Origin of the sequence: Microbacterium oxydans (assembly GCF_900095745.1) — a bacterium.
Lineage (GTDB): Bacteria > Actinomycetota > Actinomycetes > Actinomycetales > Microbacteriaceae > Microbacterium > Microbacterium oxydans_B.
Genome location: NZ_FMIR01000014.1, coordinates 189264 through 213924, shown reverse-complemented (window position 1 = coordinate 213924; position 24661 = coordinate 189264). Strand labels below are relative to the sequence as shown.

The window sequence follows — 24661 nt, the reverse complement described above, 5'->3', positions numbered from 1 at the left end:
CGTCAGGCGGAGACCGGGATCCGGTTGGCCAGACGCCAGGATGTGGGGGTCAACCCGGTGCGGCGTCGGAACGCGCGGCTGAACCCCTCGTCTGAGGCATAGCCCAGCTCGCGGGAGATCTCGGACACGCTCCGCCCGGCATCCAGCATCCGCTTGGCCGCATCCACCCGGACCTCGGTGACGTAGTCCGCGGGGGAGCGGCCGACGGCGTTGCGGAACCGCTCGGCGAACGTCGACCGCGACATGGCGCCGATGGCCGCGAGGCGTTCGACCGTCCAGTCGCGGCCGGGCTCCTCGTGGATGGCGTCGACGACGCGGTCGAGGAACGGATCGTTCGACAGAGACGGCCAGCCCGCCGGTGCGCAGCCGTTCGCCGCCCAGGCGCGGATGACCGACAGCAGCACGGTCGTCGCCATCATGCGGCAGATGACCGGGTCGCCCTGACGGGCCGGGAGCACGGTGTGATCGACGAGGCCCATGTTCAGGGCCAGGGCGGCGGCGGCCGGCTCGACCGCGTCGAATCCGGTGACCGTGAGGAACGGCGGGAGCAGCGCGGGCAGCGGCGACGCAGCATCCGCGAGCACGATCTCGGCGATCATGATGCTCGTGTTGCCCCGGGCTTCGAGCGCGAACGGTGTGCGACCGAGGGTGAGGAAGGCGTCGCCCGCGACGAGCACGTCGCGGCGGCTGCCCGGATCGAGGGTGAGGCGATGCGAGTCCGGGTCGACCTCGAGGCGGCAGCCGTCGCCGAGCGGCGGATGCCCGTGCACGCCGCCCTCCACGATGTACACGAGGGTGATGGCGCCGGACGGGATCGGCAGCAGCGTGCCGGAGGCGAGAGTCATCCGACGGCCGACGCCGACGCGGAGGTCGACGGCGCCGAGCACCTGCGAGATCGCGTCTGCATCCACTGTCACCATGCCTTCGGCAACGCCGCTGCCGGGCCTGCTATTCCGCCGTCGACTTTCTTCGAGGCGCGAGACGGGGCGCATCGTCGTGGCGTTCTCAACCATTCGGTTGATTCGACGGCGATGACCGCCGGATACGGTGGGAGGACCCCCACCCGAGGAGTTCCGTGTTCCGTACCCCCGACCGCCTGTTCCGTGTTCTCGCGATCGCGGAGGCGATCACCTGGACGATCCTGATCGCCGCGATCATCGCCCGTGCCGTCGGCGCGCCCGGGGTCGTGGTGACGGTGGGTGGCGGCATCCACGGATTCGTGTTCCTCGCCTATGCGGCGACGGCGATCCTGGTCGCGCTGAACCAGCGCTGGCACCTCGGCGTCGGTGTGCTCGCGGTGGTCAGCGCCGTGATCCCGTACGCGACGATCCCGATGGAGATCTGGCTGCACCGCACCGGTCGCCTCGATGGCGCCTGGCGCCTGGAGGCCACGGATGACCCGCGGGATCGCCGCTGGTACGACCGGCTGATGCGGTGGTTCCTCCGCAGGCCCTGGGTGCTGGCGCTGCTTCTGGCCGTCGGCATCGTGGCGCTGTACGTGATCCTGCTGCTGGTCGGTCCTCCCGGCGGCAAGTGAGCCGTTTCGGAGTGCGCCCGGTCTGCGAGCCGGTCAGGGCGTGACGACGATCGCGTTCGCCTCGGTGACGGCGTCCATGATCTTCTCCGCGTCGTTCGCGGTGCAGTCCACGATCGTGTAGAGGCCGACTCCGGTCTGCGTGAACGCGCGCGCGGCCATGAGCCAGGAGCGGGAGCCGTCCACCGCGCTGACCTGACGCATCTCGACGCCCCCGTTGCCGCCCGCCATGTAGCTGAATTCACCGGTGGTGGCGACGGGGGTGATGTCGGCCGTCGGGGTCTCCAGCAGCACGCCGAGGATCGCATCGGACGACGCGCTGTCATCGCCCTCGACGACGGGCACATCGGTCATGTGGCCCTGCCAGAACCGCACCGTGCAGGTCCCGTCCGCCGTGCCGTACGTCCAGCCGCCGTTGCCGTCGTCGGGCGAGACCATCTCCCACTGCTCGTCGGCGATGAACCCGTCCCCCCACTCGATGTAGGTGTCGGGATCGAGGTCGAGGCCCTCGTCGAAGGTCAGTGTGGTGCCCCCGGTGGGGGTGTCCGGGGCATCCGTCCCGTCGGTCTCCGTGCCGGGCGACGGCGCGGCAGAGGGAGCAGCTGCAGGGATCTGCGCGTACAGGCATCCGCTCAGGGGCAGGATCGCGAGCGTCACGATGGCGGCTGCGGTGCCGAGGCGGCGGGTGGCGGAGGGGGTCCACGTCATGCCCGTCAGCCTAGCCACTTCAGGCGCGTCGGACGGGCTGCTGCAGCTCGGTGACCCAGTCCGACTGGTCGTCCGATACGGCGCGGACGTACAGCTCTCGGCACGGCCCGTCGTGCACCAGACCGCGGGCGAAGATCTCGGTGTGGATGCCGTGCCAGCTCTCGGCGATGCGGTCCATCGACCCGAGGTGGATGCCGCACACCGCTTCGTTCGCGGCTGGGAGTTCGATGATCTCGAACCCGTCGCGTGCGGGGCCGGAGTACGTGTACCCGACGATGACCTGCAGGCCGTCGTCGAGCGTCTCGTACTGGGCGATCGGGGTGGAGAGCGAGTGCTCGTCGCCGATGATCGCAGCCACGGCGTCGAACGACGGGCCCACGACGGCGGCGACGGACGACTGATCGGCGACGACGGTGCGGATGGCGGCGAGTCGGACGGCCGGGAGGGGCTTGTCGACGATCTCGATCGGGGACATGTGGTTCTCTTTCTCGATGAGGTGGAGGCGCCGCTCCACGTCGACGAGTCTCTCTGCGGCGACCCGGTGCTCCAGCTCGACCTCCGCGCGGCGGATCCGCAGCAGGGAGGCGATGCGGTCGGCGTCGACTCCTCGGTCGAGGATCGACGAGATGTCATCGAGCCCGAAGCCCAGCTGACGCAGGGCAACGATCCGATGCAGACGATCCAGTTGCGAGGGGTCGTAGGAGCGGTAGCCGCTGAACTCGTCCACGTGGGCAGGGACGAGCAGGCCGGCCGTGTCCCAATGTCGCAGCATGCGGTGGGTCACCTGGCCGATCTGCGCGAACGCTCCGATGGACAACATGTCTCTGTTCTCCCGTCTGCCACAGTGTCAGGGTCAAGTATCGCTTTCGGGATGCGCGGTCGACAGCCTGCCGACGGCGACGCGCTAACGTCGACGCGTGGACGAAGAGGTGCTGACAGGCGGGAACGCGAGCGGGACGGTGGTGCGCATCGGCGACACCGTGCGCAAAGCGTGGTCGGATGCAACCCCGAGCGTCAGCCACTTCGTCACGGCGCTACGGGAGGCGGGAGTTGATGCTCCGCAACCGCGCGGCCGGGACGAGCAAGGACGACAGGCCATCGAATTCGTCCCCGGTCGGCTCGCGATCGCGGCCGCTCCGCTGTCCGTGGTCGACCTGCGCCGGGTCGGATCGATGATCCGGCGGATCCACGACGCGAGCGCTCGCTATGTGCCTCCGCGGCATGCCGTGTGGCAGACTGCGATTCCCGCGCCGGGTGCCGAGATCGTCTGTCACAACGATCTCGGCCCTTGGAACCTCGTCACCGGGGACCGATGGGTCTTCATCGACTGGGATGCGGCAGCGCCGAGCACCCGGCTCTGGGATCTCGCCTACGCGGCGCAGGCGTTCACGTTGTCCGACGTCGAGCGCGATGCGGAGAGCGCGGCCGGCGATCTCGCAGCGTTCGTCGACGGTTACGGGGCGAGCCCCGTACTGCGTGGTGATCTGCCGCAGGCGATGGAGGAGCGGACGGCGGCGATGCTCTCGCTCCTTGAGGGCGCGCGCTCGACGGGCGAGGAGCCGTGGGCGTCGATGCACGCGAGCGGTCACGGCGACCACTGGACGAGGGCTCTGCGGTACGTCCGGGAACATCGGCGGGAGTGGGTCCAGGCGCTCGAACAGGGTTGAGCGCGTCTTCCCGAACCGTATATCGGCATTTCGTTTTCCCGGCCTGATCTGGCCCTTTGGATGTCGGTGGCCCCTGCTTGACTCGAGGTATGGCAGCACTGGCGGAAGCGACGGTCGAGCAGGTGGAGACGCTTGCCGAGCTCACCGACATGCTCGTCGGGTTGGAGCGCACGATCAGCAGTCTGCAGGCCGCGCGCGACGGCGTTCTCGCAGTTGGTTCCCGGCTGGCGCTGCAGGTTGCCGATGAGGCGGACCACCCCGATTTCGGCGACCTCGCGGCTCGCACGGTCGCGGCGGAGATGGCGGCGGCACTACGGGTGAGCGACCGCACGGTGCAGGCGCGGATGACGGAGGCGGTGTGGCGGGTGGAGCGCTTCCCGCTGGTGTGGGCCGCCCAGGGAGCCGGGCGGATCAGCGCCGCACATGCGCGGGCGATCTGCGATGCGGCTGAACACCTGGAAGACGCCGCCGATCGCGACGCATACTCCGCCGAGATGGTCCCGTTCGCCGAATCCGAGTCCCCGAACCGGGTGTCGCGGCACGGGCGGCGGGTCGCGGAGCGGTTCCAGTCCCGGTCGGTCGATGAGCGGCACGGGGATGCTCGGGAGAAGAGATCGGTGTGGGTGAAGGACGTCGGCGACGGCATGTCCCAGCTCGGGCTGCTCGGCCCCGCCGCGCTCGTCCATGGCGCGTTCGAGCGACTGACGCAGATGGCGCAGAGCGTGCAGACGTCGGGATCTCCGGAGCAGGCCTCGGCGCAGGAGCAGGCTTCGGCGCAGCAGGAAGAGTGCGCACAGGAGCACGAGGATGACGATCGGCGCACCGTCGCGCAACTCCGCGCCGATCTCGCGCTCGACCTGCTACTCACCGGCGCTCCAGCGGGTCACGACACCCCCGATGGCCTCCTTGCCGCGATCCGCGGATCGGTCTCGGTCACCGTTCCGGTCACGACCCTGATGGGGCGCGGCGCGACTCCGGCTGAACTCGACGGGCGCACGCCGATCGACGCCGCCTCGGCGAAAGCTCTTGCGGGTGCCGCGTCGGGGTGGGACCGGATCCTCACGCACCCGATCACAGGTGCGCTCCTCGCGGTCGATCGCTACCGGCCCGGTTCCGAACTGAAACGGCATCTGCGGGCCCGAGATCAACGCTGCCGATTCCCGGCCTGCGGTTATGCGGCTCGCGACTGTGACATCGACCATCATCACGATGCCGCTCGCGGCGGGCCGACCGCCGCGAGAAATCTGGGTCACCTGTGTCGCCGCCACCACGTGCTCAAGCACCATTCGCCGTGGGTCGTCGAGGTGCTCGGCGACGGTGCCTATGCCTGGACGAGTCCGACGGGCCGGGTCTACATCGATCGCCCGCAGCCCCAGAACACGGTCACCTTCGTGGAGGAGCACGCCCCGGCGCCCTTCTGATCGCAGGCCCCGAAGCGCCGGCTCGAGGCGGTGCACAGAGGCCTCGCCGGCGCGCGTTATGCAAAGTTGAGCCGACTCGTATCAAGTTGATTTGACACGGTTGGAGCTCGAGCGTACAGTTGAGCCATCGCGACTCAGGTTTCCCTGATCGCCGCAGATTTCCGCACCACAATGAACATCCAGTTCAACGAAACTTCCAACAAAGGAGAAAACACATGGCACGTGCTGTCGGTATCGACCTCGGAACCACCAACTCCGTCGTCAGCGTCCTCGAGGGTGGCGAGCCCAAGGTCATCGCCAACGCCGAGGGCTTCCGCACGACCCCCTCGGTCGTGGCCTTCACCAAAGACGGGGAGGTGCTCGTCGGTGAGACCGCGAAGCGCCAGGCCGTCACCAACGTCGACCGGACGATCGCTTCCGTCAAGCGCCACATGGGCACCGACTGGAGCTTCGACGTCGACGGCAAGAAGTGGACGCCGCAGGAGATCTCCGCGCGCATCCTCATGAAGCTCAAGCGCGACGCCGAGTCGTACCTGGGTGACACGGTGACCGACGCGGTCATCACGGTTCCCGCGTACTTCAACGACGCCGAGCGTCAGGCCACCAAGGAGGCCGGCGAGATCGCGGGCCTCAACGTCCTGCGCATCATCAACGAGCCGACCGCGGCCGCTCTGGCCTACGGCCTCGACCGCGGCAAGGAAGACGAACTCATCCTCGTCTTCGACCTCGGTGGCGGAACGTTCGACGTGTCGCTGCTCGAGGTGGGCAAGGACGACGACTTCTCCACGATCCAGGTGCGCTCGACCGCCGGTGACAACCGCCTCGGTGGCGACGACTGGGACCAGCGTCTGGTCGACTACCTGATCAAGCAGTTCAAGGAGACCACGGGCGTCGACGTCTCGGGTGACAAGATCGCCCTGCAGCGTCTTAAGGAAGCTGCCGAGCAGGCGAAGAAGGAGCTCTCCTCCTCGACCTCGACCAGCATCAACCTTCCCTACCTGTCGTTGACGGAGTCCGGCCCGGTGTCGCTTTCCGAGACAATCACCCGCGCGAAGTTCGAGGACCTCACGAAGGACCTGCTCAACCGCACCAAGAAGCCGTTCGAGGATGTCATCCGCGAAGCCGGCATCAAGGTGTCCGAGATCGACCACATCGTGCTCGTCGGTGGATCGACGCGTATGCCCGCGGTCGCTGAGCTCGTCAAGCGCGAGACCGGCAAGGAAGCGAACAAGGGTGTCAACCCGGATGAGGTCGTCGCCGTCGGTGCCGCCCTCCAGGCCGGTGTCCTCAAGGGCGAGCGCAAGGACGTTCTGCTCATCGACGTCACCCCCCTGAGCCTCGGCATCGAGACCAAGGGCGGCATGATGACCAAGCTCATCGAGCGCAACACGGCCATCCCGACCAAGCGCAGCGAGACCTTCACCACGGCAGACGACAACCAGCCGTCCGTCGCGATCCAGGTCTTCCAGGGCGAGCGTGACTTCACGCGCGACAACAAGCCGCTCGGCACGTTCGAGCTGACGGGTATCGCTCCGGCTCCCCGTGGCATCCCGCAGATCGAGGTCACCTTCGACATCGACGCCAACGGCATCGTGCACGTGTCCGCCAAGGACAAGGGCACCGGCACCGAGAAGTCGATCGTCATCTCCGGCGGCTCCTCGCTGTCGAAGGAAGACATCGAGCGCATGGTGCGCGAGGCCGAGGAGCACGCGGCCGAAGACAAGGCGCGCCGTGAGGCCGCCGAGGTCCGCAACCAGGCCGAGACGCTCGCGTACTCGATCGACAAGTTGATCACCGAGAACGACGACAAGCTGCCCGAAGACGTGAAGACTGAGGTCAAGGCCGACGTCGACGCGCTCAAGACGGCGCTGGCCGGCGACGACGACGAGGCCGTGAAGACCGCGTTCGACAAGCTGAACCAGTCCCAGTCCAAGCTCGGCGAGGCCATCTACGCCTCCTCGCAGGCGGATGCCGCTCCCGGCGCTTCGGCTGAGGGCGAGGCCCCGGCCGGTGACGCTCCCTCCTCTGAGGAAGACGTCATCGACGCCGAGGTCGTCGACGACGAGGACGAGAAGAAGTAATCATGACGGACAAGAACTTCGACGAGAACCAGAATCCTGAGTCCGCCGAAGGTCGCAGCGAGGGGTCGGACGCTCAGGCGTCCGGCCCCGCGCCGCACCACCCGGACTCCCGCGAGGCAGCAGCCGCCGAGGGGTCGGACGAGACCCCGATCGACGGCGCAGACGACCTCACGGTCGACGACATCCTCGGGGCGACGCAGACCGGCGAGGCCGCGGCAGAAGACGCCGTGCTCGCCGACCTCGAGTCGACCCTGCTGAACGACCTCAAGCGCCTGCAGGCCGAATACGCCAACTACCGTCGCCGCACCGAAGAGCAGCGCCAGGTCGAGATCGAGCGCGCGAAGGGCGAGGCCGCCAAGGGCCTGGTCCCCGTGCTCGACGACCTCGACCGCGCCGCTCAGCACGGTGACCTCGTCGACGGCACCCCGTTCGCCGTGATCGCCGACAAGGTGCGCACGGTCGTGGAGCGCCTCGGTGTGGTCGCGTACGGCGAGAAGGGCGAGGATTTCGACCCGCAGCGCCACGAGGCCATCTTCCAGCAGCCGACTCCGGGAGCCGAGAAGACCACGATCCTCGAGGTCGTCGAGGTGGGCTACCGCCTCGGAGACGTCGAGCTGCGCCCCGCGAAGGTCGTCGTCGCTGCCCCTGCGGAGTAGGTGATCGATGGCCAGCCAGGATTGGTTCGACAAGGACTTCTACAAGACCCTCGGGGTCTCCAAGGACGTCAGTGATGCGGATCTGAAGAAGACGTATCGCAAGCTCGCGCGGAAGTACCACCCGGACTCCAATCAGGGTGATGCCAAAGCCGAGGCGAAGTTCAAGGAGGTCAGCGAGGCCTACTCGGTTCTCTCCGACGCCGAACAGCGCAAGGAGTACGACGAGATCCGCGCCATGGGCTCGGGCGCTCGCTTCACCGCGAGCGGTCAGGGCGCCGGCGGCTTCGAAGACGTGTTCAGCCGGTACGGTCAGCAGGGCCGAGGGCAGACCGCGGACTTCGAGGACATCTTCGCGATGTTCAACCAGGGTCAGGGCGCGAGCTTCGGCAACGGCCGCTTCGGGCAGACGAGCGGCGGCTACCGCGGCTTCGGCGGTCCGCAGCGCGGCGCCGATGTCACCGCACGCACCACGCTCGACTTCGTCACCGCCGTGCAGGGGGAGACCATCTCCCTGCAGGGCGAAGACGGCAAGCCGTTCAAGGTGAAGATCCCCGCGGGCGTCGCCGACGGGCAGAAGATCCGTCTGCGCGGCCGCGGCCGGCCCTCGCCCGACGGCGGAGAGAGCGGCGACATCGTGGTGCAGATCGCGGTGCGACCGCATCCGGTCTTCACGCGTGACGGCCTCAACCTCCGCGTCGTGGTGCCGGTGACGTTCACCGAGGCGACTCTCGGTGCGACGATCGAGGTTCCGACGCTCGGCGGCGACGTGGTCAAGCTCCGCGTCGCGCCCGGCACCCCCTCCGGGCGGGTGCTGCGCGTCAAGGGACGCGGCGTCGCGACCTCCAAGGGCACCGGCGACCTGCTCGCCGAGCTCCAGGTCGCGGTACCCACGCACCTCGACGACGCCGCTCGCGAGGCGCTGCAGAAGTTCCAGGAGCTCGAGCCCGAGGAGAACCCGCGGGCCGAGCTGATGGCCAAGGCGCGGCGATGACCGGTCGTCGAAGCGGGCACCGGGGGCGGAGGCGTTCATGATGAACGCCGACACCCCGGTGTTCGCGATCGCGGCCGCCGCCGAGCTCTCCGGCCTCCACCCGCAGACCCTGCGGCAGTACGACCGCATCGGGCTCGTGGTCCCCGGGCGCACCACCGGCGGATCCCGCCGTTACTCCCCTCGCAACATCGAGCAGCTGCGCGAGGTCGCCCAGCTCTCCTCCGAAGGCGTGAGCCTTCCCGCCATCGCACGCCTGCTCGACCTCGAAGACGAGAACCGGATGCTGCGCAATCGCATCGCCGTGCTCGAGGGCGCGCTGCGCATCGAGCGCGAGAACCGTCCGGGCGTGCGCGTGTTCGCCGCCGGCTCCGCGGGAGTCGTGCCGATGCCGACCGGGCGCCGCATCCGTCGCTCGACCGAGGTCGTGCTCTGGGACCCGCGCGGGAGCGCCTAGGCGCCGTGCCGATCACGGTGTGTATCCTGTCAACAGTTAACAGGAGGTCACCATGACGCAGTCCGTGAAGCGTGGAGAGTCCCTCGGCGCGCAGGTGGCCCGTGTCCTGCGGCAGCGCATCGTGCGCGGCGAACTCGCCCCCGGCGCACGCATCACCGAGGAGGCACTGGCCGAGGAGTTCTCGGTCAGCCGCGGACCCGTGCGCGACGCGCTCACGCAGCTCAGCTTCGAGAAGCTCGTCGAGGTGCAGCGCCCCCGCGGCGTCTACATCGTCGGACTCACGCACGACGACGTCGATCAGCTCTACAGCCTGCGCGGCGCCCTCGAGCAGCTCGCGCTCTCCCGGGCGATGCGCGTCGAAGACGACTCCCGATGGACCGCGATGGCGGCCGCCGTCGGGCGCATGGGTGAGGCGGCGGATGCCGGTGATCACGCGGCCTTCGTGGCCGCCGACCTCGAATTCCACTCGCAGATCTATGCCCTCGCCGACCACCCCCGTCTGGAAGGCGCCTGGAATCAGTACCTCCCGACCTTCACCGCGCTGCTCGAGGTCACGATCAACCACGACGAAGACCTGCACGAGTCGTCCGGCGACCACGTCAAGCTCATGGACGTGATGCGCAGTGGAAAGCCCGCCCAGGCCGCGAAGGTGCTGTCGGAACACCTCGACGGTGCCCGCGAGCGCATGCTCGCCGAGATCGCCGCCCGCGCCTGACCGCGAGCATCCGTCGATCGAGAGGCTGCGCCGGTCGAGAGGCTGCGCCGGTCGAGAGGCTGCGTCAGTCGAGAGGGTGCGTCAGTCGAGAGGGTGCGTCAGTCGAGAGGGTGCGTCAGTCTAAAGGGTGCGTCAGTGTTGACTGTTAACAGTCAACACTGCTAGCCTCAGGGGGTCGACAACAAGGTCGACCCACGTAGAGGAGCAAAGATGCCCCGCAAGCGCATCACCCGGGCGGCCGCCGCGATCGCCGCCCTCGTAGCCACCGCTCTCATCGTCTCGGCCTGCACCAAGGTCGAAGAGGGCGAAGAGGCCGGATCGGCCTTCCCCGAGAACGACATCCGGCTCATCATCCAGGCCAACCCCGGCGGAGGATCCGACCTCTCGTCGCGCGCGCTCGCCACGGAGCTCGAGAAGATCCTCGACGTCAGCGTCATCCCGGAGAACATGCCCGGTGCCGCCGGCGCTCTCGCGATGGAGTACGTGGGCGCGCAGGATCCCGACGGCTACGTCATCGGATTCGCGCCCGTCGAGATCGCCATGCTGAACACCACGCAGGGCGCCAACGTGCAGCCGGAGGACTTCGACCTGCTCGGCCAGATCATGCTCGCCCCCGGTGTCGTCACGGTCGGCGCGAACAGCGGCATCGACACCCTCGAAGACCTCGTCACCCAGGCGAAGGCCGGTGCGGTCACCGTCGCGAACTCGGGTGCCGGCTCCATCTGGGAGGCGGCGACCATCGGACTCGGCAGCGCGACCGACGCCGAGTTCACCCCGGTGCCCTATGACGGCGGAGCGACGGCCGTCGCCGCAGCCGCCTCGGGTGAGACCGTCGCGGCCGTCTCGGGCCTCGGCGAGGCTTTGGCGCAGGGCGACGCAGTGCGCATCCTCGCCGTCATGAACGACGAGCGCCACCCCGACGCGGAAGACGTCGAGACGGTCGAAGAGGCCATCGGCGAAGACGTCATCTTCGGCGGCTGGGGCGGCATCTACGCCCCCAAGGGCCTGCCCGACGACGTGAAGTCGACCCTCGAGGCCGCGGTCAAGGAAGCCGTCGACTCCGACAGCTACCAGAAGTTCCAGGCCGACGCCGGGAACCTGGTCGTCTACCGCGACTCCGCCGAATGGACCACGTTCGTCGACGAGCAGTTCGACCTGTTCAAGGACCTCCTGGGCTGAGAGGACTGCGGGGCCGGCGCAGGTCGGCCCCGCAGCCGTTCCTCTTCGACGAAAGAAGGAGCATGATGTCCACCCCCGACACCGCCGCGGAACCGGCGGGCCGCGGCGAGCCTGACGACGAGTACCAGGGTGCGCCCGCATCCCGGCGCCTCGAGATCGTGTTCGCGGTCGTCGCCCTGGCGTTCACCTCCGGCTACCTCTTCCTCTCGACGCAGATCCCGCTGCGCCGCGAAGCCGCTCCCGGGCAGATCGACGCCCGCTTCTGGCCCCTCGTCATCGGAGTCACCGGAGTGGTGATCGCCATCGCGCTGCTCGCCGTCGCCATCACCCGGCCGGCCCCGACCCGCGAAGACCTCGAGCGCATCCAGCCCGGCGGCTACCTGCGCGTCATCGCCACCCTCGCCATCACCGGTGCCTTCATCGCACTGTGGTCGCTGGGCTCCGTCATCCTCTTCGGCTACCGCGTCGAGGTCTTCCCCGTCGCCGCAGCCCTGCTGATGGCCGCCCTCATGCTCCTCTACGGCCACCGCCGCTGGCTGAGCCTCATCATCTATTCCGCCTCGGTCACGGCGTTCGTCTACGTCGTGTTCGGGATGCTCCTGAGGATCCCCCTGTGAACGCGCTCATGGAGGGGCTGAACTCGCTCCTCGACATCTCGATCCTGCTCTACATGCTCGTCGGCCTCGTGCTCGGCTTCATGGTCGGCGCCTTCCCCGGCATCACCGCGACCATGGCCGTCGCCCTCGCCGCAGGCTTCACGATGACCCTCGAGCCCGTGCAGGGTCTCGCGGTGCTGCTGACCATCTACGTCGCCGCGAACTTCGGCGACCGGGTGCCGTCGATCCTCATCAACACCCCCGGCACTCCGGCATCCATCGCCACCACCCTCGACGGATATCCGATGGCCAAGCAGGGCAGGGCAGGACTCGCCCTGACCATCTCCGCGATCGTCTCGGCGGTCGGCATCCTCGCCTCCCTCGTGCTCTTCGCGGTCGCCGCCGTGCCCATCGCCAGCTTCGCCCGCGATTACTTCAAGTCGCCCGAGCTGTTCGCCCTCGTCGTCTTCGGCATCGCGATCATGATCGGCATCTCGTCGAAGTCGATGCTCAAGGGCATCCTCGCCGGACTCTTCGGCCTCATGCTCGGCAGCGTCGGGACCTACGCCGCGACCGCCGACCAGCGCTTCACCTTCGGGGTCCTCGAACTCGTCGAGGGTGTGAACTTCATCGCCGTCATCATCGGACTCTTCGGCATCGCCGAGCTGTTCGATCAACTGCTCACGTACCGCAAGTCGGCCGTGCGTCCGATCTCGAGCCTCGGCCGCTGGTGGCCGAACCGCGCCGAGCTGAAGCAGAGCGGCCGCGCGACCGCGGTCGGCGGCGCCGTCGGACTCGGCGTCGGCCTCATCCCCGCGGCGGGCGGCGACATCGCCGGACTCATCGGCTGGGAGCGCGCACGCAAGGCCTCCAAGCACCCCGAGATGTTCGGCAAGGGATCCATCGAGGGCGTCGCCGCCAGCGACACCGCATCCAGCGCCACGCTCGGCGGCTCGCTGACGACCACCATGGCCCTCGGCATCCCGGGCGACTCGGTGATGGCCGTGATGATCGGCTCGATGATCATCTGGGGCATCACCCCCGGTCCGACGCTGTTCACCAACCGCCCCGACCTCGTGGTCTCCATCGTGGGCATCATGCTGATCGCCACGATCCTGTCGCTCGTGCTGAGCCTCATCCGCATGAAGGGCATGGTCAAGCTCCTCGATGTGCCGCAGCCCTACCTGTGGAGCGGCATCCTGATCTTCTGCATCATCGGCACCTACGCCACCTCGAACAGCCTCTCCACGGTCGTCACCATGCTCGTGTTCGGCGTGATCGGCGTGCTGCTCAAGCGCATGCAGGTGCCCGCGGGTCCCATCGTGCTGGGTCTTCTCCTCGGGCCGCTCGCCGAGGAGAACCTCGCCCGCACGCTGGCGATCCTCCCCACGCGGCCGTTCTTCGAGGTCGTCAGCCCGATCGCGATCGTGCTGCTCGCGCTGGCCGTGCTCTCGATCGTGATGCCGGCCATCCGGGCGGCCCGCAAGCCCCGCGCCGAGCGCGCAGCACTGGCGGACTCGATCCTGCACGACGACAGCATCCAGCAGATCGAGAAGGCGCACGACGAGCTGGCTGCCCAGCCCGACCTGCTCACCTCGACCGTCCGCAACGTCGACGTGCCCACGCGCCGCACCCGCAAGTCCCGCAAGAACTCCGAGGAGACCGAGAAGTGACCCGCTACGACATCCTGACCGCCGTTCCGACCGCGTTCCGCCGCGACGGCAGCCTCGACCTCGAGGGATCGCGCGCGATCTTCCGCTTCGTCGGCGACTCGGGCAACGAGGGGGCTTTCATCCTCGGCACGACCGGGGAGTTCCCGGCCGTCGACGTCGCCGAGTTCACGGCGCTCGTCGCCGCCGCCGTCGAGGAGCTGCAGGACCGGATGCGCGTCATCGTGCATGTCGGCCAGCCGAGCACCTTCGAGGCGGTGCGGCTCGTCGAGATCGCCAAGCGCCTCGGCGTGACCGAGTTCGCCGCCCTCACCCCGTACTACCTGAAGTCGACCGAGGATGCGATCTTCGACTACTTCCGGGCGGTGTCGGATGCCGTCGGCGACGGGCGCCTGTACGTGTACATCTACCCTGCGCGCAGCGGCAACACCGTCTCGCCCGAGCTGCTGGTGCGGCTCGCGGAGCTGCCGAACATCGTGGGCGCGAAGCTCAGCGAGCTGTCCCTCGACGAGATCGCTGCGTATCGCGCCGTCGTCCCCGCCGACTTCGAGCTGTACACCGGCGCCGACCGCGACCTCATCGCCGCCGTCGACGCGGGGGCGCAGGGGGTCGTGTCCGGGGTCTCGTCCGTCACCCCGAAGCCGTTCCGAGCCCTGGCCGACGCCGGACGATCGGGCGATGTCGAGGCGATCGCGGTCGCCCAGGCCGCGGTCGATGACGTCGTCTCGCTGATCGGCGGAGACATGGCGCGCATGAAGGAGGCGTACCGCGTCCTCGACGTCGTCGACGCGTACTGCCGTATGGCGATCGCGGAGCCGACCGATGCCGAGCGCACCGCTGTCGCCGAGGTGGTCGCCGCGCACCGCTGACCGGGGCCTCGTCGGAGGGCGATCACAGGAGATGGAAAAGTGCGCTTCCTAGCGTGGAAGCAGGGAACGACCCTGCTCCGCGCCTGGCGCGGGTGTCCTGCCACGAAGGAACAACTCCTCATGACGAACACCAAAGCCTCCTCTGCCGCACCCTCGCTGGGACTGCTGATCCTGCGCGTCGTGGTCGGCGCGATCTTCGCCGCGCACGGCGCGCAGAAGATCTTCGAGTTCACACTGCCCGGAACGATAGGCAGCTTCGCGGGCATGGGGATCCCCCTCCCCGAGATCGCGGCGCCGGTCGTCGCATTCGTCGAACTCGTCGGCGGACTGCTGCTGATGCTCGGGCTCTTCACGCGCCCGGTCGGCATCCTGCTGGCGGTCGACATGATCGTCGCGCTCGTCGCCGTGCACCTGCCCGCCGGGCTCTGGGTCGGAGAGGGCGGATACGAGTTCGTCGCCGTCCTCGGCGCCGCGGCGCTGGCGCTCGCGTTCACCGGTGCCGGACGGTTCTCGGTCGATGGTGCGTTCCTGCGCGGTCGAGCGCCGGCGTGGCTCGCCTGACAGCAGAGCAGTGACACGGATGCCGCGGGGGCGACCCCGCGGCATCCGTCGTCTGCGGGCATGTGCGCCGTTCCGGTTGACGGATGCGGCACGATAAGGTTGCGTAACCATTTCATTCTTGACACCGCTGTGAATGCGGAGTTATGGTGATGAAACCGATTTCACGCAGACCCGGCGAGAACTCGGATGCACCGTCGCATAGAACTTGCTGCCCAAAGGAGTGAACAGTGAAGTCGAACCACGCACACCCGTCCCGCCGAGCCCGCGCGCTGCGGATCACCGGCCTCGTCGCTGCCGCGACCATCGCCCTGGCCGGCTGCGCCGCCGGCGACGACTCGTCGGATGCCGGAAGCGCCGGGGGAGAGCTCACGTTCTCCAACTGGCAGTTCCTCGAAGACGGCAAGGGCCCGATCATCTGGGACGCCGTCAAGGGCTACACCGGACCCGATGACAACATCGAGCTGACCAAGGTCGAGATCCCGTTCGCGAACTACGCCGACAAGCTCAGCACCGAGCTGGGTGCCGGCGGCGGCCCCGACGTGATGGTGCTGCAGGACAGCCAGTTCGCCTCGCTCGTCGACGCCGGCGTGCTCGAGCCGCTCGATGACATCGCCGACGAGCTCGGCGACACGCTCAACAACACGAACGAGGCCGGTGTGTTCGACGGCGGCCAGTACGGCTTCAACTGGGAGCGCCCGACCTACAGCACCGTCATCTACAACAAGGACATCTTCGCCGAACTGGGGCTCGAGGTCCCGACGACGTTCGATGAGTTCCTCACCACGGCGAAGACGATCAAGGACGAGCTGGGCATCTCCGGCTGGGCCGGCCGTCACCAGACCGCCGAGATCGACGGTTGGACGCTGGAGATGGCGAACTGGATCTACGGATTCGGCGGCGAGCTCAGCGACGGGAAGAAGCTCACGATCGACAAGGCCGAGAACGTCGAGGCCGTCGAGGCGTTCCTCGAGACGTTCGCCTCGGGCGTCGCCCCCATCGGCGACGACGCGTCGACCTTCCGCGCGAAGTTCGGCCAGGGCCAGGTCGGAATGCTGTTCGAGAACTCCGGTGTCGCGACGACCATCACGAGCAACCCGGACAACGCCGTGAACGGCCAGAACATGGGAGCGGCTCCGCTGCCGCTCGCGAACCCCGGCTCGAACTCGCAGCTGATCATCGCCGTCAACGCGAACAGCGACAACAAGGAAGCCGCCAAGGACTTCGTGCGCTGGGTGCTCGGTGAAGAGGGCCAGACCGCCATCCGCGCCGGCCTCGGCGCCTCGGCCATGGCCACCGACGTCGAACCGGATGCTGCCTTCCTCGAGGCCAACCCGTGGGCGACGCAGTTCCTCGAGGCCGCCAAGACCTCGAAGTCGACGCTCGTCGAGGGCTTCGAGACCGAGAGCAAGGTCGTCTGGCGCGAGGTCCTCACCGCGGTCGAAGACCTGCGGGTCAACGGCGGCGACGTGAAGGCGAAGCTGGCCGAGGTTCAGGAGAACCTCGAAGCCGAACTCGGCTGAGCACCCCGAGGGGCGGGCATCACCCCGCTGTCCGCCCCTCGGTCATCCCGCGACACGCGAAAGGACCCCGGCCATGGCCACCCCCACGCTCGAGGCGCGACCACAGACGCCCTCAGCTTCGCCGCCACGGCGACGCCGCGACACCGGCGCGATCGGACGCTTCATCGAGCGCAACGGCGCCTACCTCTTCCTCTTCCCGGCGATCGCGTACCTGGCGATCTTCACGGTCTTCCCCCTGATCCGCGGCGTGCTGCTGTCGTTCACGGCGACCAAGCTGGTCAACCCCGCCGGGGGACGACCGGTCGGCATGGAGAACTACGAGTACCTGCTGTCGAGCGACAAGTTCTGGTCGTCCGTCATCACGACTCTCCTCTACACGCTCTTCACGGTGGTCTTCTCGGTCGGCATCGGAACCGCCGGAGCGCTGCTCCTCAACACCGCCTTCAAGGGGCGCGGCATCATCCGTGCCATCGCGACGATCCCGTGGGCCGTGCCGACAGTGGCCGCCGCCCTCATCTTCGTCTGGATCTACAACAACGAGCAGGGCATCCTGAACCGCACCACCTCGGCGCTCGGCCTCGGTGAGCACGGCTGGCTCGTCGATCCGAAGTACGGGCTGTTCGCGGTGACGCTCGCGACGGTCTGGAAGCTCACGCCGCTCGTGATGCTGGTCATGCTCAGCGCCCTGCAGAGCGTGCCGCACGAGCTCCGCGAAGCGACCTGGGTCGACGGCGCCACGCGCTTCCAGTCCTTCCGCGCCGTCACCCTGCCCCACATCATGCCGACCGTGCGCGTCATCACGCTGCTCATGACGATCTGGTCGATCCGGCGCTTCGAGATCATCTTCCTGATCACCGGTGGGGGACCGCTCGACGTCACCAACACGCTCGTCGTGAACGTCTACCGCACCGCGTTCCAGGATCAGAACCTCGGACGCGCCGCGGCCATCGGCGCCCTCGGCCTGGTGCTGTCGCTGCTGGTCACTGTCGTCTACTTCATCGTCGAGCAGATCCAAGAACGTCAGGAGAGCCAGCGATGACCACCGTGCGCATCCCCACCGATCTCCCGCGTCGCCGCGGAATCGGCGCCAAGTTCGGCAGCCTCGGCAAGGCCGTTCTCATCACGCTGCTCGTCGTCTTCGCCGGATTCCCGGTGTACTGGATGCTGGCGACGTCGCTCGGCACCGAGGCTTCGCTCTACGGCGGCAGCCAGCCGCTGCTCCCCGAGGTGCAGAACATCGGCCAGTGGGGCGGCTTCCTCTCCGACATCCCGATCCTGCGCTGGCTCGGCAACTCGTTCGTGATCGCCGCCGGCACCACGATCCTCAGCCTCGTGCTGGCGACCATGGCCGCCTATGCGCTCAGCCGGTACAAGTTCCACGGCCGCGGCGTCGCCGGCTTCATCTTCTTCAGCACGCAGATGCTGCCGGAGGCGCTGATCATCGTCCCGCTGTACGCGATCTTCGCCGGCGCCGGGCTGCTCAACAGCCACTGGGGGCTCGTGCTCGCCGACACCGCGTTCGTGATGCCCGTGAGCATGTTCATCATCAAGAGCGGCATCGACAAGATCCCGTACGAGATCGAGGAGTCGGCCCGCATCGACGGCTGCTCGCGCCTGCGCATCCTGACCACGATCGTGCTCCCGCTGATCATGCCGAGCATCGCGGCCGCCGCCGTCATCGCGTTCTTCGACGGCTGGAACGAGTTCATGTTCGCGAACACCTTCATCTCGTCGTCCGACCTGTGGCCGGCATCCGTCGGACTGTCGTCGTTCCTCGGGCAGTTCTACACGCCGATGAACATCGTCATGCTGTGCGCACTGCTCTTCGCGCTGCCCGCGATCATCTTCTTCCTGTGGGCGCAGCGCGGCATCGTGTCCGGGCTCACCGCGGGATCCGTCAAGGGCTGACCGCCCTGCAATCTGGAGTATCGATACATGTCTGAAGGACTCGACCCGCTCTTCTCGGTGCGGGACAAGGTGGTCGTCGTCACCGGCGGCTTCGGCCAGATCGGCGCGGAGTTCGTCCGCTCGCTGCACCAGCGGGGCGCGCGCGTCGCCGTGACCTCTCGCAGCGAGGTGGCCGATCCCGCCGCGCGTCTCGGCATCGACGACCCGGATGGACGCCTGCTCGCCGTGGCGATGGACATCACCGACCAGGCCAGCGTGGACGCAGGACTCGACCAGGTCGCGGCGACCTGGGGCGTACCGACCGTCGTCGTCAACAACGCCGGACTCGACACACAGCCCAGCGCGCCGCCGGAGGTCTCCGGGCCGTTCGAGGAGTTCCCCGTCGACGTGTTCCGCGAGGTCGTCGACACCAACCTCGTCGGCACGTTCCTCGTGACACAGGCCGCGGGTCGGCGGATGCGCGACGCCGGCGTCGGCGGCTCGATCGTCAATGTGGGATCCATCTACGGGATGGTGTCGCCCGTGCAGGACATCTACGCCTACAAGGCCGAGGACACCGGCATCCCGTTCATCAAGCCGGTCGCGTACTCGGCGGCGAAGTCGGGGCTCTACAACCTCACCCGCTACTGCGCCACGTACTGGGGTCGTGCGGGCATCCGCGTCAACACGCTCACGCCCTCGGGCGTCCGGCGGGACACGCAGGATGCAAAGTTCCAGGCGAACTACATCGCCCGGATGCCGATCGGCCGCATGGCCGAGGCCGACGAGTACAACGGCGCGCTGGTCTTCCTCGCGTCCGACGCGTCGACGTACATGACCGGCTCGAACCTCGTGGTCGACGGCGGGTGGACCGCATGGTGAGCGATCTTCTCGGCGCGCGCCTGTTCACGGCGGCGGTCACCCCGATGCGCGGCGACGAGAGCGTCGATCACGGCGCGCTCGCGACCATGCTCGACACCGACATCCGTCGCGGCGTCGAGGGCCTCTACATCTGCGGGTCGTCCGGCGAGGGCGTGCTGCTCTCCGAGGCCGAGCGCATCGCCGTGGCCGAGACCGCCGTCACGGCTGCCGCGGGGCGCGTGCCCGTGGTCTCGCACGTCGGCGCGATGTCGACGGGAGAGGCGGTGCGCATCGCCGCCGCGGCGAAGGATGCCGGTGTCGCAGCGATCTCCATGATCCCGCCGCTGTACTACGGCTATTCGACGGCGGATGTCGTGCGGCACCTCCGCACCGTGATCGATGCGGTCGAGCTGCCCTTCATCCTCTACAACATCCCGCAGTTCACTGGGCGCGACATCTCCGAGGGCGGCTTCGACGAGCTGCTCGCTCTGCCCCAGGTGATCGGCGTCAAACACACCTCGCGCAACCTGTATGGGGCGGAGCGGATCCTCCGCCGCTACCCGCACCTGACGCTGATCAACGGCTTCGACGAGTTCTACCTGCCGGCGCTGTCGATCGGCGCACGCGGGGCGATCGGCACCACCGTGAGCCTGCAGATCGAGCTCTTCCTGTCGCTGCGTCGACGGTTCGAGTCCGGCGACCTCGCCGGCGCGCGCGACGTGCAGGTGCGCATCAACGACACCGTCGAGGGCATGGTCGAGGTCGGCGTGTTCGGCGCGGCCAAGTACCTCGGCGGCACGCTGTCGGTGCCGCTCGGGGACTGCCGCTCCCCGCTCCCGACACTCGACGACGACGGTCGAGCCCGCCTGGACACGGTCTTCGCGAGCCTGCAGGAGAACATCGTGATCACCGCCGAGGAGGATGCCCGCGAGACCGCATGACGCGCGATCGCGGGTGTCGTCCGGAGAGGCCGGTAGGGTGAAGCATCCGGGCAGCAGAGGGCGGGAAATGACCACGATCTACGACGTCGCGCGGCGCGCGGGCGTCTCGCCGGCGACCGTCTCGCGGGTGTTCAACGGCACCAGAGTCTCGCCCGAGAAGATCGAGGCCGTGCGTGCCGCGGCGCACGAGCTGAACTTCACGCCGAACCGCGCCGCCCGCACGCTGCGCACCCAGACCTCCGAGGTCATCGCCCTCGTCATCCCCGACATCGAGAACCCCTACTTCACCGAGATGGCGCGCGGGGTCGAGGATGTCGCCTCCGAGGCCGGGTACTCGGTGGTGCTCTGCAACTCCGACTCGCAGACCGAGAAAGAGGCGACGTACCTGCAGATCGCGATCGCCGAGCACATGTCCGGCATGATCATCGCGGCGGCGTCGAAGGCGACGGATCTCGACAGCATCCTCTCCACCGGTCGGCCGGTGGTGGCCGTCGACCGTGTCACGCGCCATGAGCTCGATGTCGTCGTGATGGCGAACCGCGAGGCGGGCGTCGCGGCGACCGAGTCCCTGATCGCCGCCGGCTATCGACGCATCGCCTACATCGGCGGTCCGGAAGACATCGACACCGCGGCCGAACGCGCCGCCGGCTGGCGGGCGGCGCTCACCTCGGCGGGCCGCCAGGCCGACATCGACCAGCTGCAGCGGTTCGCGACCTTCCGTGTCGACGGCGCGCGTGCGGCGATGGAGGAGTTGCTCGCCCTTCCCGAGCCGCCCGACGCCGTCGTCGCCGGAAACAACCTCATCGGCGTCGGGGCGATCCAGGTGCTCACGGAACACGGGCTCACCCCGCCGGCAGTCGGGGTCGCGGTCGTCGGGTCGCTGCCCTTCACCACGCTCTCGCCCACCGCCGTCACGATGGTGCAACTGCCCGCCCGACACATGGGCGTCACGGCGGCGCGCATGCTCCTCGAGCGCATCGCCGGCGACACCCATGCCCCGCGCACGGTCGTGCTGCGGGGCGAGACCCGGCACGCGACGGCCCTGCGCCCCGCGTAGGCTTCGGCCCGCATCGCCTCGGCCCGCATCGCCTCGGAGACAGATGGTGCATGCGTAACCACGATTTCGTGCTTGCGCTGTGAAATCGATTTCAGTTACGCTTTCCCCAGGCGTGATCAAGGAGGACACCATGCGATGCACCCTCGGGGTGGACGTCGGCACATCGAGCACCAAAGGCGTGCTCGTGGCGGACGACGGCACCATCGTCGCGACCGCCACCCGCGCGCACGACGTCTCCCGGCCGCACACCGGCTGGGTCGAGATGGATGCTTCGATCTGGTGGGACGAGTTCGTCGACATCGCCCGCGAACTGCGCGCCGCACACCCCGATGCCGAGATCGTCGCTGTCGGCGTGAGCGGGATGGGCCCCTGCATCCTCCTCGCCGACGAGAACGACCAGCCGGTCCGACCCGCGATCCTCTACGGCGTCGACACCCGCGCGTCCGCCCAGATCGAACGGATCACCGCCGAGCTCGGCGTCGAGGAGATCACCCGCATCGGAGGCTCTGTGCTCACCTCGCAGGCCGGCGGGCCGAAGATCGCCTGGATCGAAGAGGAGGAGCCGGCGGCCTGGGCGCGCGCCCGACGGCTGTTCATGCCCGCATCGTGGCTCGTCCGTCATCTCACCGGCGCGTACGTGTTCGACCATCAGTCCGCGAGCCAGGTCTCTCCCCTCTACGACATCGAGAGCGAGAGATGGCATGCCCCGTTCTGGGGCCGCTACGCCACCACGATCGTGCAGCCGCGCCTGACGTGGGCGGGCGACATCGCCGGCACCGTCACCGTGCAGGCATCCGAATCGACCGGAATCCCGGCGGGAACTCCCGTCATCACGGGCACGATCGATGCCTGGACCGAGGCCGTCAGCGTCGGCGCGCATGAGACCGCCGACCTGATGCTCATGTACGGGACGACGATGTTCATGGTGTTCACCAGCGCGGTCACCCCGGGGGAGCCCGCGCTGCGCACCCCGTCTATGTGGACGACGGCCGGCGCGTTCCCCGGAACCCGGAACCTCGCCGGAGGCCTCTCGACCTCGGGCGCGCTGACCACCTGGCTCAAAGAGCTGACCGATGCCGACTACCCGCAGCTCCTCGCCGAAGCGGAAGCATCGGCGGTCGGCGCTCGCGGTGTGCTGATGCTCCCGTACTTCGCGGGCGAGCGCACCCCCATCCAGGACCCGGATGCGCGGGGCGTGATCGCCGGACTGACGCTGGAGCACACCAGGGGAGACCTGTACCGGGCGGCGCTCGAGGCCACCGCCCTGGGCGTGCGGCACAACGTCGAGACCATGCGGGCCGCCGGCGCCGACATCCGCCGGATCGTCGCGGTCGGCGGCGGTACGCAGGGGCGGCTGTGGCTGCAGATCGTCTCCGATGTCACCGGACTCGTCCAGGAGGTGCCGGAGACGACGATCGGTGCGAGCTACGGAGCGGCCTTCCTGGCTGCTGCCGCCGTGGCGGCCGAGGGCGAGGCGCCGCTCATCACCGACTGGAACCCCGTCGTCGAGCGCATCACGCCGAACCCTGAGCTGCGCGTCACCTACGACACCCTCTTCGACCGGTACGTGCGCCTGTACGACGGGACGAAGAGCGTCGTCCATGAACTCGCCGCCGAGCAGCGCGGCACGTCATCCCACTCAACCCCGGAGGAATCATGACCACCTACGCACTTCCCGCCCCCGTGTCCCGCCCGGCGTCCGCGCCGAAGACCGCCTACCTGATCGCCTCGGGCGACCTGCGCGAGGCTGCCAACACCGGCGGCTGGCCGGTGCAGGTGGAGCTCGAAGCCGGCGTCACCGGCGTCTTCAACGACCTCGGATGGGCCGTCGTCCGCGCCAACGACGTCGATCCCGAGACGGGCCACGGCTTCATCTCGAGCCAGCGCATGGGCCTCGAGGTCTTCAAGAACATCCCGACCGATGCTCCGCTCATCGTCGCCGAAGCCGTCTGGCAGTACTCCCACCACGTGCTCGCCGGCCTCCGCACGCACCAGGGCCCGATCCTCACGGTCGCGAACTTCGCCGGCGATTGGCCCGGCCTCGTCGGACTGCTCGGCCTGAACGCCGGTCTGACGAAGATGGACAAGCCCTACGCCACGATCTGGTCGGTCGACTTCTCGGACGACTGGTTCAAGGCCGGCATCAAGGAGTGGACCGAGACGGGTGCCATCACCCATGACGCTTCGCACGTGCGCGCGCTGCCCGCGCTGCCCGACAGCCCCGAGAAGCAGCTGGGCGAGGCGCTCGCCGCGGAGCTGCTGGCGGAGAAGGCGATCATCGGCGTCTTCGACGAGGGCTGCATGGGCATGTACAACGCCATCTTCGACGACGAGCTGCTCAACCAGACGGGCATCTACAAGGAGCGCCTGTCGCAGTCGGCCCTCTACGCCGAGATGCTCGAGGTCACCGAGGCCGAGGCGGACGCCGCCTACGACTGGCTGATCGATGCGGGCATGACCTTCCGGTACGGCGAGGATGCCGCCACCGAGCTCACCCGCGAGCAGGTGCAGTGGCAGTTGAAGATGTACATCGCCGCGCTCCGCATCGCCGACGACTTCGGCCTCGACGCGGTGGGCATCCAGTACCAGCAGGGACTGAAGGACCTGGTTCCGGCGTCCGACCTCGCCGAGGGCATCTTGAACTCGACTCAGCGTCCGCCCGTGACCTCCCGCGACGGTTCGCGGGTGCTGCACGACGGCCGCGCGTTCCCGCACTTCAATGAGGCCGACGAGGGCGTGGCGGTGGATGCGCTGGTGACCGACCGCGTGTGGCGCGCGATGGGGCTCGTTCCCGACAACACCCTGCACGACGTGCGCTGGGGCGAGGAGTACGACGGGCAGTTCGTCTGGGTCTACGAGATCTCGGGCTCGGTTCCGGCGTCGCACCTGGGTGGATGGCAGAACGCCGAGGGCTGGCGGCAGGGGCACGTGTTCTTCCCCGCGGGCGGAGCCACGATCAACGGCGTCTCGAAGCCGGGCGAGATCGTGCTGTCGCGCGTGTTCATCGCCGACGGGATCCTGCAGGCGGACATCTTCCGCGCGTCGGTCGTCGAGCTCCCGGCCGAGGAGACCCAGCGCCGCAAGGACGCCACGAACCCGGAGTGGCCGATCGCGCACGTCGTGCTGCACGGGGTCTCCCGCGATCAGTTCATGGCTCGCCACAAGGCCAACCACGCACAGCTCGTCTACGCTCCGGATGCCGAGACGGCGGACAAGGCTCTGATCGCCAAGGCCGCGATGTTCGCGGGCATGGGAATCAGGGTCAACCTGGTGGGAGACGTGACGGTCTGAAC

Annotated in this window: 24 protein-coding genes; 21 read left to right on the top strand and 3 right to left on the bottom strand. The window is 68.4% G+C overall.

From position 1 onward, the window contains the following. Positions 1-2: 2 nt before the first annotated feature. Complete coding sequence (locus tag BQ2383_RS07465; protein WP_091031942.1) at positions 3-920, bottom strand: helix-turn-helix domain-containing protein; 918 nt, start codon at positions 918-920, stop codon at positions 3-5. 155 nt (positions 921-1075) lie between these two features. Between BQ2383_RS07465 and BQ2383_RS07460 the strand changes: the two genes are divergently transcribed. Then, positions 1076-1537 (top strand): DUF3817 domain-containing protein, encoded by a 462-nt coding sequence (locus tag BQ2383_RS07460; protein ID WP_091031939.1) that lies wholly within the window; start codon positions 1076-1078, stop codon positions 1535-1537. Between the two features lie 33 nt (positions 1538-1570). On the opposite strand, the gene BQ2383_RS07455 is transcribed toward BQ2383_RS07460, so the two are convergent. Both BQ2383_RS07455 and BQ2383_RS07450 read right to left on the bottom strand, forming a co-directional pair. Then, complete coding sequence (locus tag BQ2383_RS07455) at positions 1571-2242, bottom strand: hypothetical protein (RefSeq protein ID WP_091031936.1); 672 nt, start codon at positions 2240-2242, stop codon at positions 1571-1573. Positions 2243-2261: 19 nt separating this feature from the next. Further along, the gene (locus tag BQ2383_RS07450) at positions 2262-3062 is read right to left on the bottom strand and encodes a MerR family transcriptional regulator (protein ID WP_029261330.1); all 801 of its coding nucleotides are present in this window, start codon (positions 3060-3062) and stop codon (positions 2262-2264) included. A 97-nt stretch (positions 3063-3159) separates the two neighbouring features. Here BQ2383_RS07450 and BQ2383_RS07445 point away from each other — a divergent pair, with 97 nt between their 5' ends. The 20 genes from BQ2383_RS07445 to BQ2383_RS07350 all read left to right on the top strand — a co-directional run bounded on the left by BQ2383_RS07445 (position 3160) and on the right by BQ2383_RS07350 (position 24659). Next, the gene (locus tag BQ2383_RS07445; protein WP_091031933.1) at positions 3160-3909 is read left to right on the top strand and encodes a phosphotransferase; all 750 of its coding nucleotides are present in this window, start codon (positions 3160-3162) and stop codon (positions 3907-3909) included. A gap of 89 nt (positions 3910-3998) precedes the next feature. Continuing rightward, entirely contained in the window at positions 3999-5330 is a 1332-nt protein-coding gene (locus tag BQ2383_RS07440) for an HNH endonuclease signature motif containing protein (protein WP_091031929.1), read from the top strand. A gap of 215 nt (positions 5331-5545) precedes the next feature. After that, the gene (dnaK, locus tag BQ2383_RS07435) at positions 5546-7411 is read left to right on the top strand and encodes a molecular chaperone DnaK (RefSeq protein WP_091031926.1); all 1866 of its coding nucleotides are present in this window, start codon (positions 5546-5548) and stop codon (positions 7409-7411) included. Positions 7412-7413: 2 nt separating this feature from the next. Beyond that, on the top strand, positions 7414-8067 hold the full coding sequence (locus tag BQ2383_RS07430; protein WP_091031923.1) for a nucleotide exchange factor GrpE: 654 nt from the start codon (positions 7414-7416) through the stop codon (positions 8065-8067). Positions 8068-8074: 7 nt separating this feature from the next. Further along, positions 8075-9058, top strand: a complete 984-nt coding sequence (locus BQ2383_RS07425; protein WP_091031920.1) for a DnaJ C-terminal domain-containing protein — start codon at positions 8075-8077, stop codon at positions 9056-9058. A gap of 40 nt (positions 9059-9098) precedes the next feature. Continuing rightward, complete coding sequence (locus tag BQ2383_RS07420) at positions 9099-9512, top strand: heat shock protein transcriptional repressor HspR (RefSeq protein WP_091032310.1); 414 nt, start codon at positions 9099-9101, stop codon at positions 9510-9512. A gap of 52 nt (positions 9513-9564) precedes the next feature. Continuing rightward, complete coding sequence (locus tag BQ2383_RS07415) at positions 9565-10227, top strand: GntR family transcriptional regulator (RefSeq protein ID WP_029261340.1); 663 nt, start codon at positions 9565-9567, stop codon at positions 10225-10227. A 210-nt stretch (positions 10228-10437) separates the two neighbouring features. Then, on the top strand, positions 10438-11406 hold the full coding sequence (locus BQ2383_RS07410; RefSeq protein WP_091031914.1) for a tripartite tricarboxylate transporter substrate binding protein: 969 nt from the start codon (positions 10438-10440) through the stop codon (positions 11404-11406). Positions 11407-11468: 62 nt separating this feature from the next. After that, a complete protein-coding gene (locus BQ2383_RS07405; protein WP_091031908.1) occupies positions 11469-12023 on the top strand; it encodes a tripartite tricarboxylate transporter TctB family protein in 555 nt (184 codons plus the stop codon). Then, the gene (locus BQ2383_RS07400; RefSeq protein ID WP_091031904.1) at positions 12020-13675 is read left to right on the top strand and encodes a tripartite tricarboxylate transporter permease; all 1656 of its coding nucleotides are present in this window, start codon (positions 12020-12022) and stop codon (positions 13673-13675) included. The genes BQ2383_RS07405 and BQ2383_RS07400 overlap by 4 nt, the downstream gene beginning before the upstream one ends. Next, complete coding sequence (locus BQ2383_RS07395; protein ID WP_091031898.1) at positions 13672-14541, top strand: dihydrodipicolinate synthase family protein; 870 nt, start codon at positions 13672-13674, stop codon at positions 14539-14541. Before BQ2383_RS07400 ends, BQ2383_RS07395 begins: the two co-directional genes overlap by 4 nt. 120 nt (positions 14542-14661) lie before the next feature. Further along, a complete protein-coding gene (locus BQ2383_RS07390; protein WP_091031896.1) occupies positions 14662-15102 on the top strand; it encodes a DoxX family protein in 441 nt (146 codons plus the stop codon). 227 nt (positions 15103-15329) lie between these two features. Then, positions 15330-16622, top strand: coding sequence for an ABC transporter substrate-binding protein (locus BQ2383_RS07385; protein WP_091031893.1), 1293 nt, complete (start codon positions 15330-15332; stop codon positions 16620-16622). A gap of 73 nt (positions 16623-16695) precedes the next feature. Then, positions 16696-17661, top strand: coding sequence for a carbohydrate ABC transporter permease (locus tag BQ2383_RS07380; RefSeq protein ID WP_091031891.1), 966 nt, complete (start codon positions 16696-16698; stop codon positions 17659-17661). After that, entirely contained in the window at positions 17658-18530 is an 873-nt protein-coding gene (locus tag BQ2383_RS07375; protein WP_081860046.1) for a carbohydrate ABC transporter permease, read from the top strand. Before BQ2383_RS07380 ends, BQ2383_RS07375 begins: the two co-directional genes overlap by 4 nt. Before the next feature lie 27 nt (positions 18531-18557). Then, positions 18558-19391 carry an SDR family oxidoreductase gene (locus tag BQ2383_RS07370; RefSeq protein WP_091031888.1) on the top strand — a complete coding sequence of 278 codons (834 nt, stop codon included), beginning with the start codon at positions 18558-18560 and terminating at the stop codon, positions 19389-19391. Beyond that, the gene (locus BQ2383_RS07365) at positions 19385-20311 is read left to right on the top strand and encodes a dihydrodipicolinate synthase family protein (protein ID WP_140403315.1); all 927 of its coding nucleotides are present in this window, start codon (positions 19385-19387) and stop codon (positions 20309-20311) included. The genes BQ2383_RS07370 and BQ2383_RS07365 overlap by 7 nt, the downstream gene beginning before the upstream one ends. Before the next feature lie 67 nt (positions 20312-20378). Continuing rightward, positions 20379-21368, top strand: coding sequence for a LacI family DNA-binding transcriptional regulator (locus BQ2383_RS07360; RefSeq protein ID WP_091031883.1), 990 nt, complete (start codon positions 20379-20381; stop codon positions 21366-21368). Between the two features lie 130 nt (positions 21369-21498). Then, complete coding sequence (locus BQ2383_RS07355; protein ID WP_091032308.1) at positions 21499-23028, top strand: FGGY-family carbohydrate kinase; 1530 nt, start codon at positions 21499-21501, stop codon at positions 23026-23028. Then, the gene (locus BQ2383_RS07350; protein WP_091031880.1) at positions 23025-24659 is read left to right on the top strand and encodes a fucose isomerase; all 1635 of its coding nucleotides are present in this window, start codon (positions 23025-23027) and stop codon (positions 24657-24659) included. Before BQ2383_RS07355 ends, BQ2383_RS07350 begins: the two co-directional genes overlap by 4 nt. The last annotated feature ends 2 nt before the right edge of the window (positions 24660-24661 follow it).

Coding starts and splice junctions, on each gene's coding strand:
- BQ2383_RS07465 (WP_091031942.1), bottom strand. CDS start 920: ATGGTGACAGTGGATGCAGACGCGATCTCGCAGGTGCTCGGCGCCGTC.
- BQ2383_RS07455 (WP_091031936.1), bottom strand. CDS start 2,242: ATGACGTGGACCCCCTCCGCCACCCGCCGCCTCGGCACCGCAGCCGCC.
- BQ2383_RS07450 (WP_029261330.1), bottom strand. CDS start 3,062: ATGTTGTCCATCGGAGCGTTCGCGCAGATCGGCCAGGTGACCCACCGC.
- BQ2383_RS07440 (WP_091031929.1), top strand. CDS start 3,999: ATGGCAGCACTGGCGGAAGCGACGGTCGAGCAGGTGGAGACGCTTGCC.
- dnaK (WP_091031926.1), top strand. CDS start 5,546: ATGGCACGTGCTGTCGGTATCGACCTCGGAACCACCAACTCCGTCGTC.
- BQ2383_RS07430 (WP_091031923.1), top strand. CDS start 7,414: ATGACGGACAAGAACTTCGACGAGAACCAGAATCCTGAGTCCGCCGAA.
- BQ2383_RS07425 (WP_091031920.1), top strand. CDS start 8,075: ATGGCCAGCCAGGATTGGTTCGACAAGGACTTCTACAAGACCCTCGGG.
- BQ2383_RS07420 (WP_091032310.1), top strand. CDS start 9,099: ATGAACGCCGACACCCCGGTGTTCGCGATCGCGGCCGCCGCCGAGCTC.
- BQ2383_RS07415 (WP_029261340.1), top strand. CDS start 9,565: ATGACGCAGTCCGTGAAGCGTGGAGAGTCCCTCGGCGCGCAGGTGGCC.
- BQ2383_RS07410 (WP_091031914.1), top strand. CDS start 10,438: ATGCCCCGCAAGCGCATCACCCGGGCGGCCGCCGCGATCGCCGCCCTC.
- BQ2383_RS07405 (WP_091031908.1), top strand. CDS start 11,469: ATGATGTCCACCCCCGACACCGCCGCGGAACCGGCGGGCCGCGGCGAG.
- BQ2383_RS07390 (WP_091031896.1), top strand. CDS start 14,662: ATGACGAACACCAAAGCCTCCTCTGCCGCACCCTCGCTGGGACTGCTG.
- BQ2383_RS07380 (WP_091031891.1), top strand. CDS start 16,696: ATGGCCACCCCCACGCTCGAGGCGCGACCACAGACGCCCTCAGCTTCG.
- BQ2383_RS07375 (WP_081860046.1), top strand. CDS start 17,658: ATGACCACCGTGCGCATCCCCACCGATCTCCCGCGTCGCCGCGGAATC.
- BQ2383_RS07370 (WP_091031888.1), top strand. CDS start 18,558: ATGTCTGAAGGACTCGACCCGCTCTTCTCGGTGCGGGACAAGGTGGTC.
- BQ2383_RS07365 (WP_140403315.1), top strand. CDS start 19,385: ATGGTGAGCGATCTTCTCGGCGCGCGCCTGTTCACGGCGGCGGTCACC.
- BQ2383_RS07360 (WP_091031883.1), top strand. CDS start 20,379: ATGACCACGATCTACGACGTCGCGCGGCGCGCGGGCGTCTCGCCGGCG.
- BQ2383_RS07355 (WP_091032308.1), top strand. CDS start 21,499: ATGCGATGCACCCTCGGGGTGGACGTCGGCACATCGAGCACCAAAGGC.
- BQ2383_RS07350 (WP_091031880.1), top strand. CDS start 23,025: ATGACCACCTACGCACTTCCCGCCCCCGTGTCCCGCCCGGCGTCCGCG.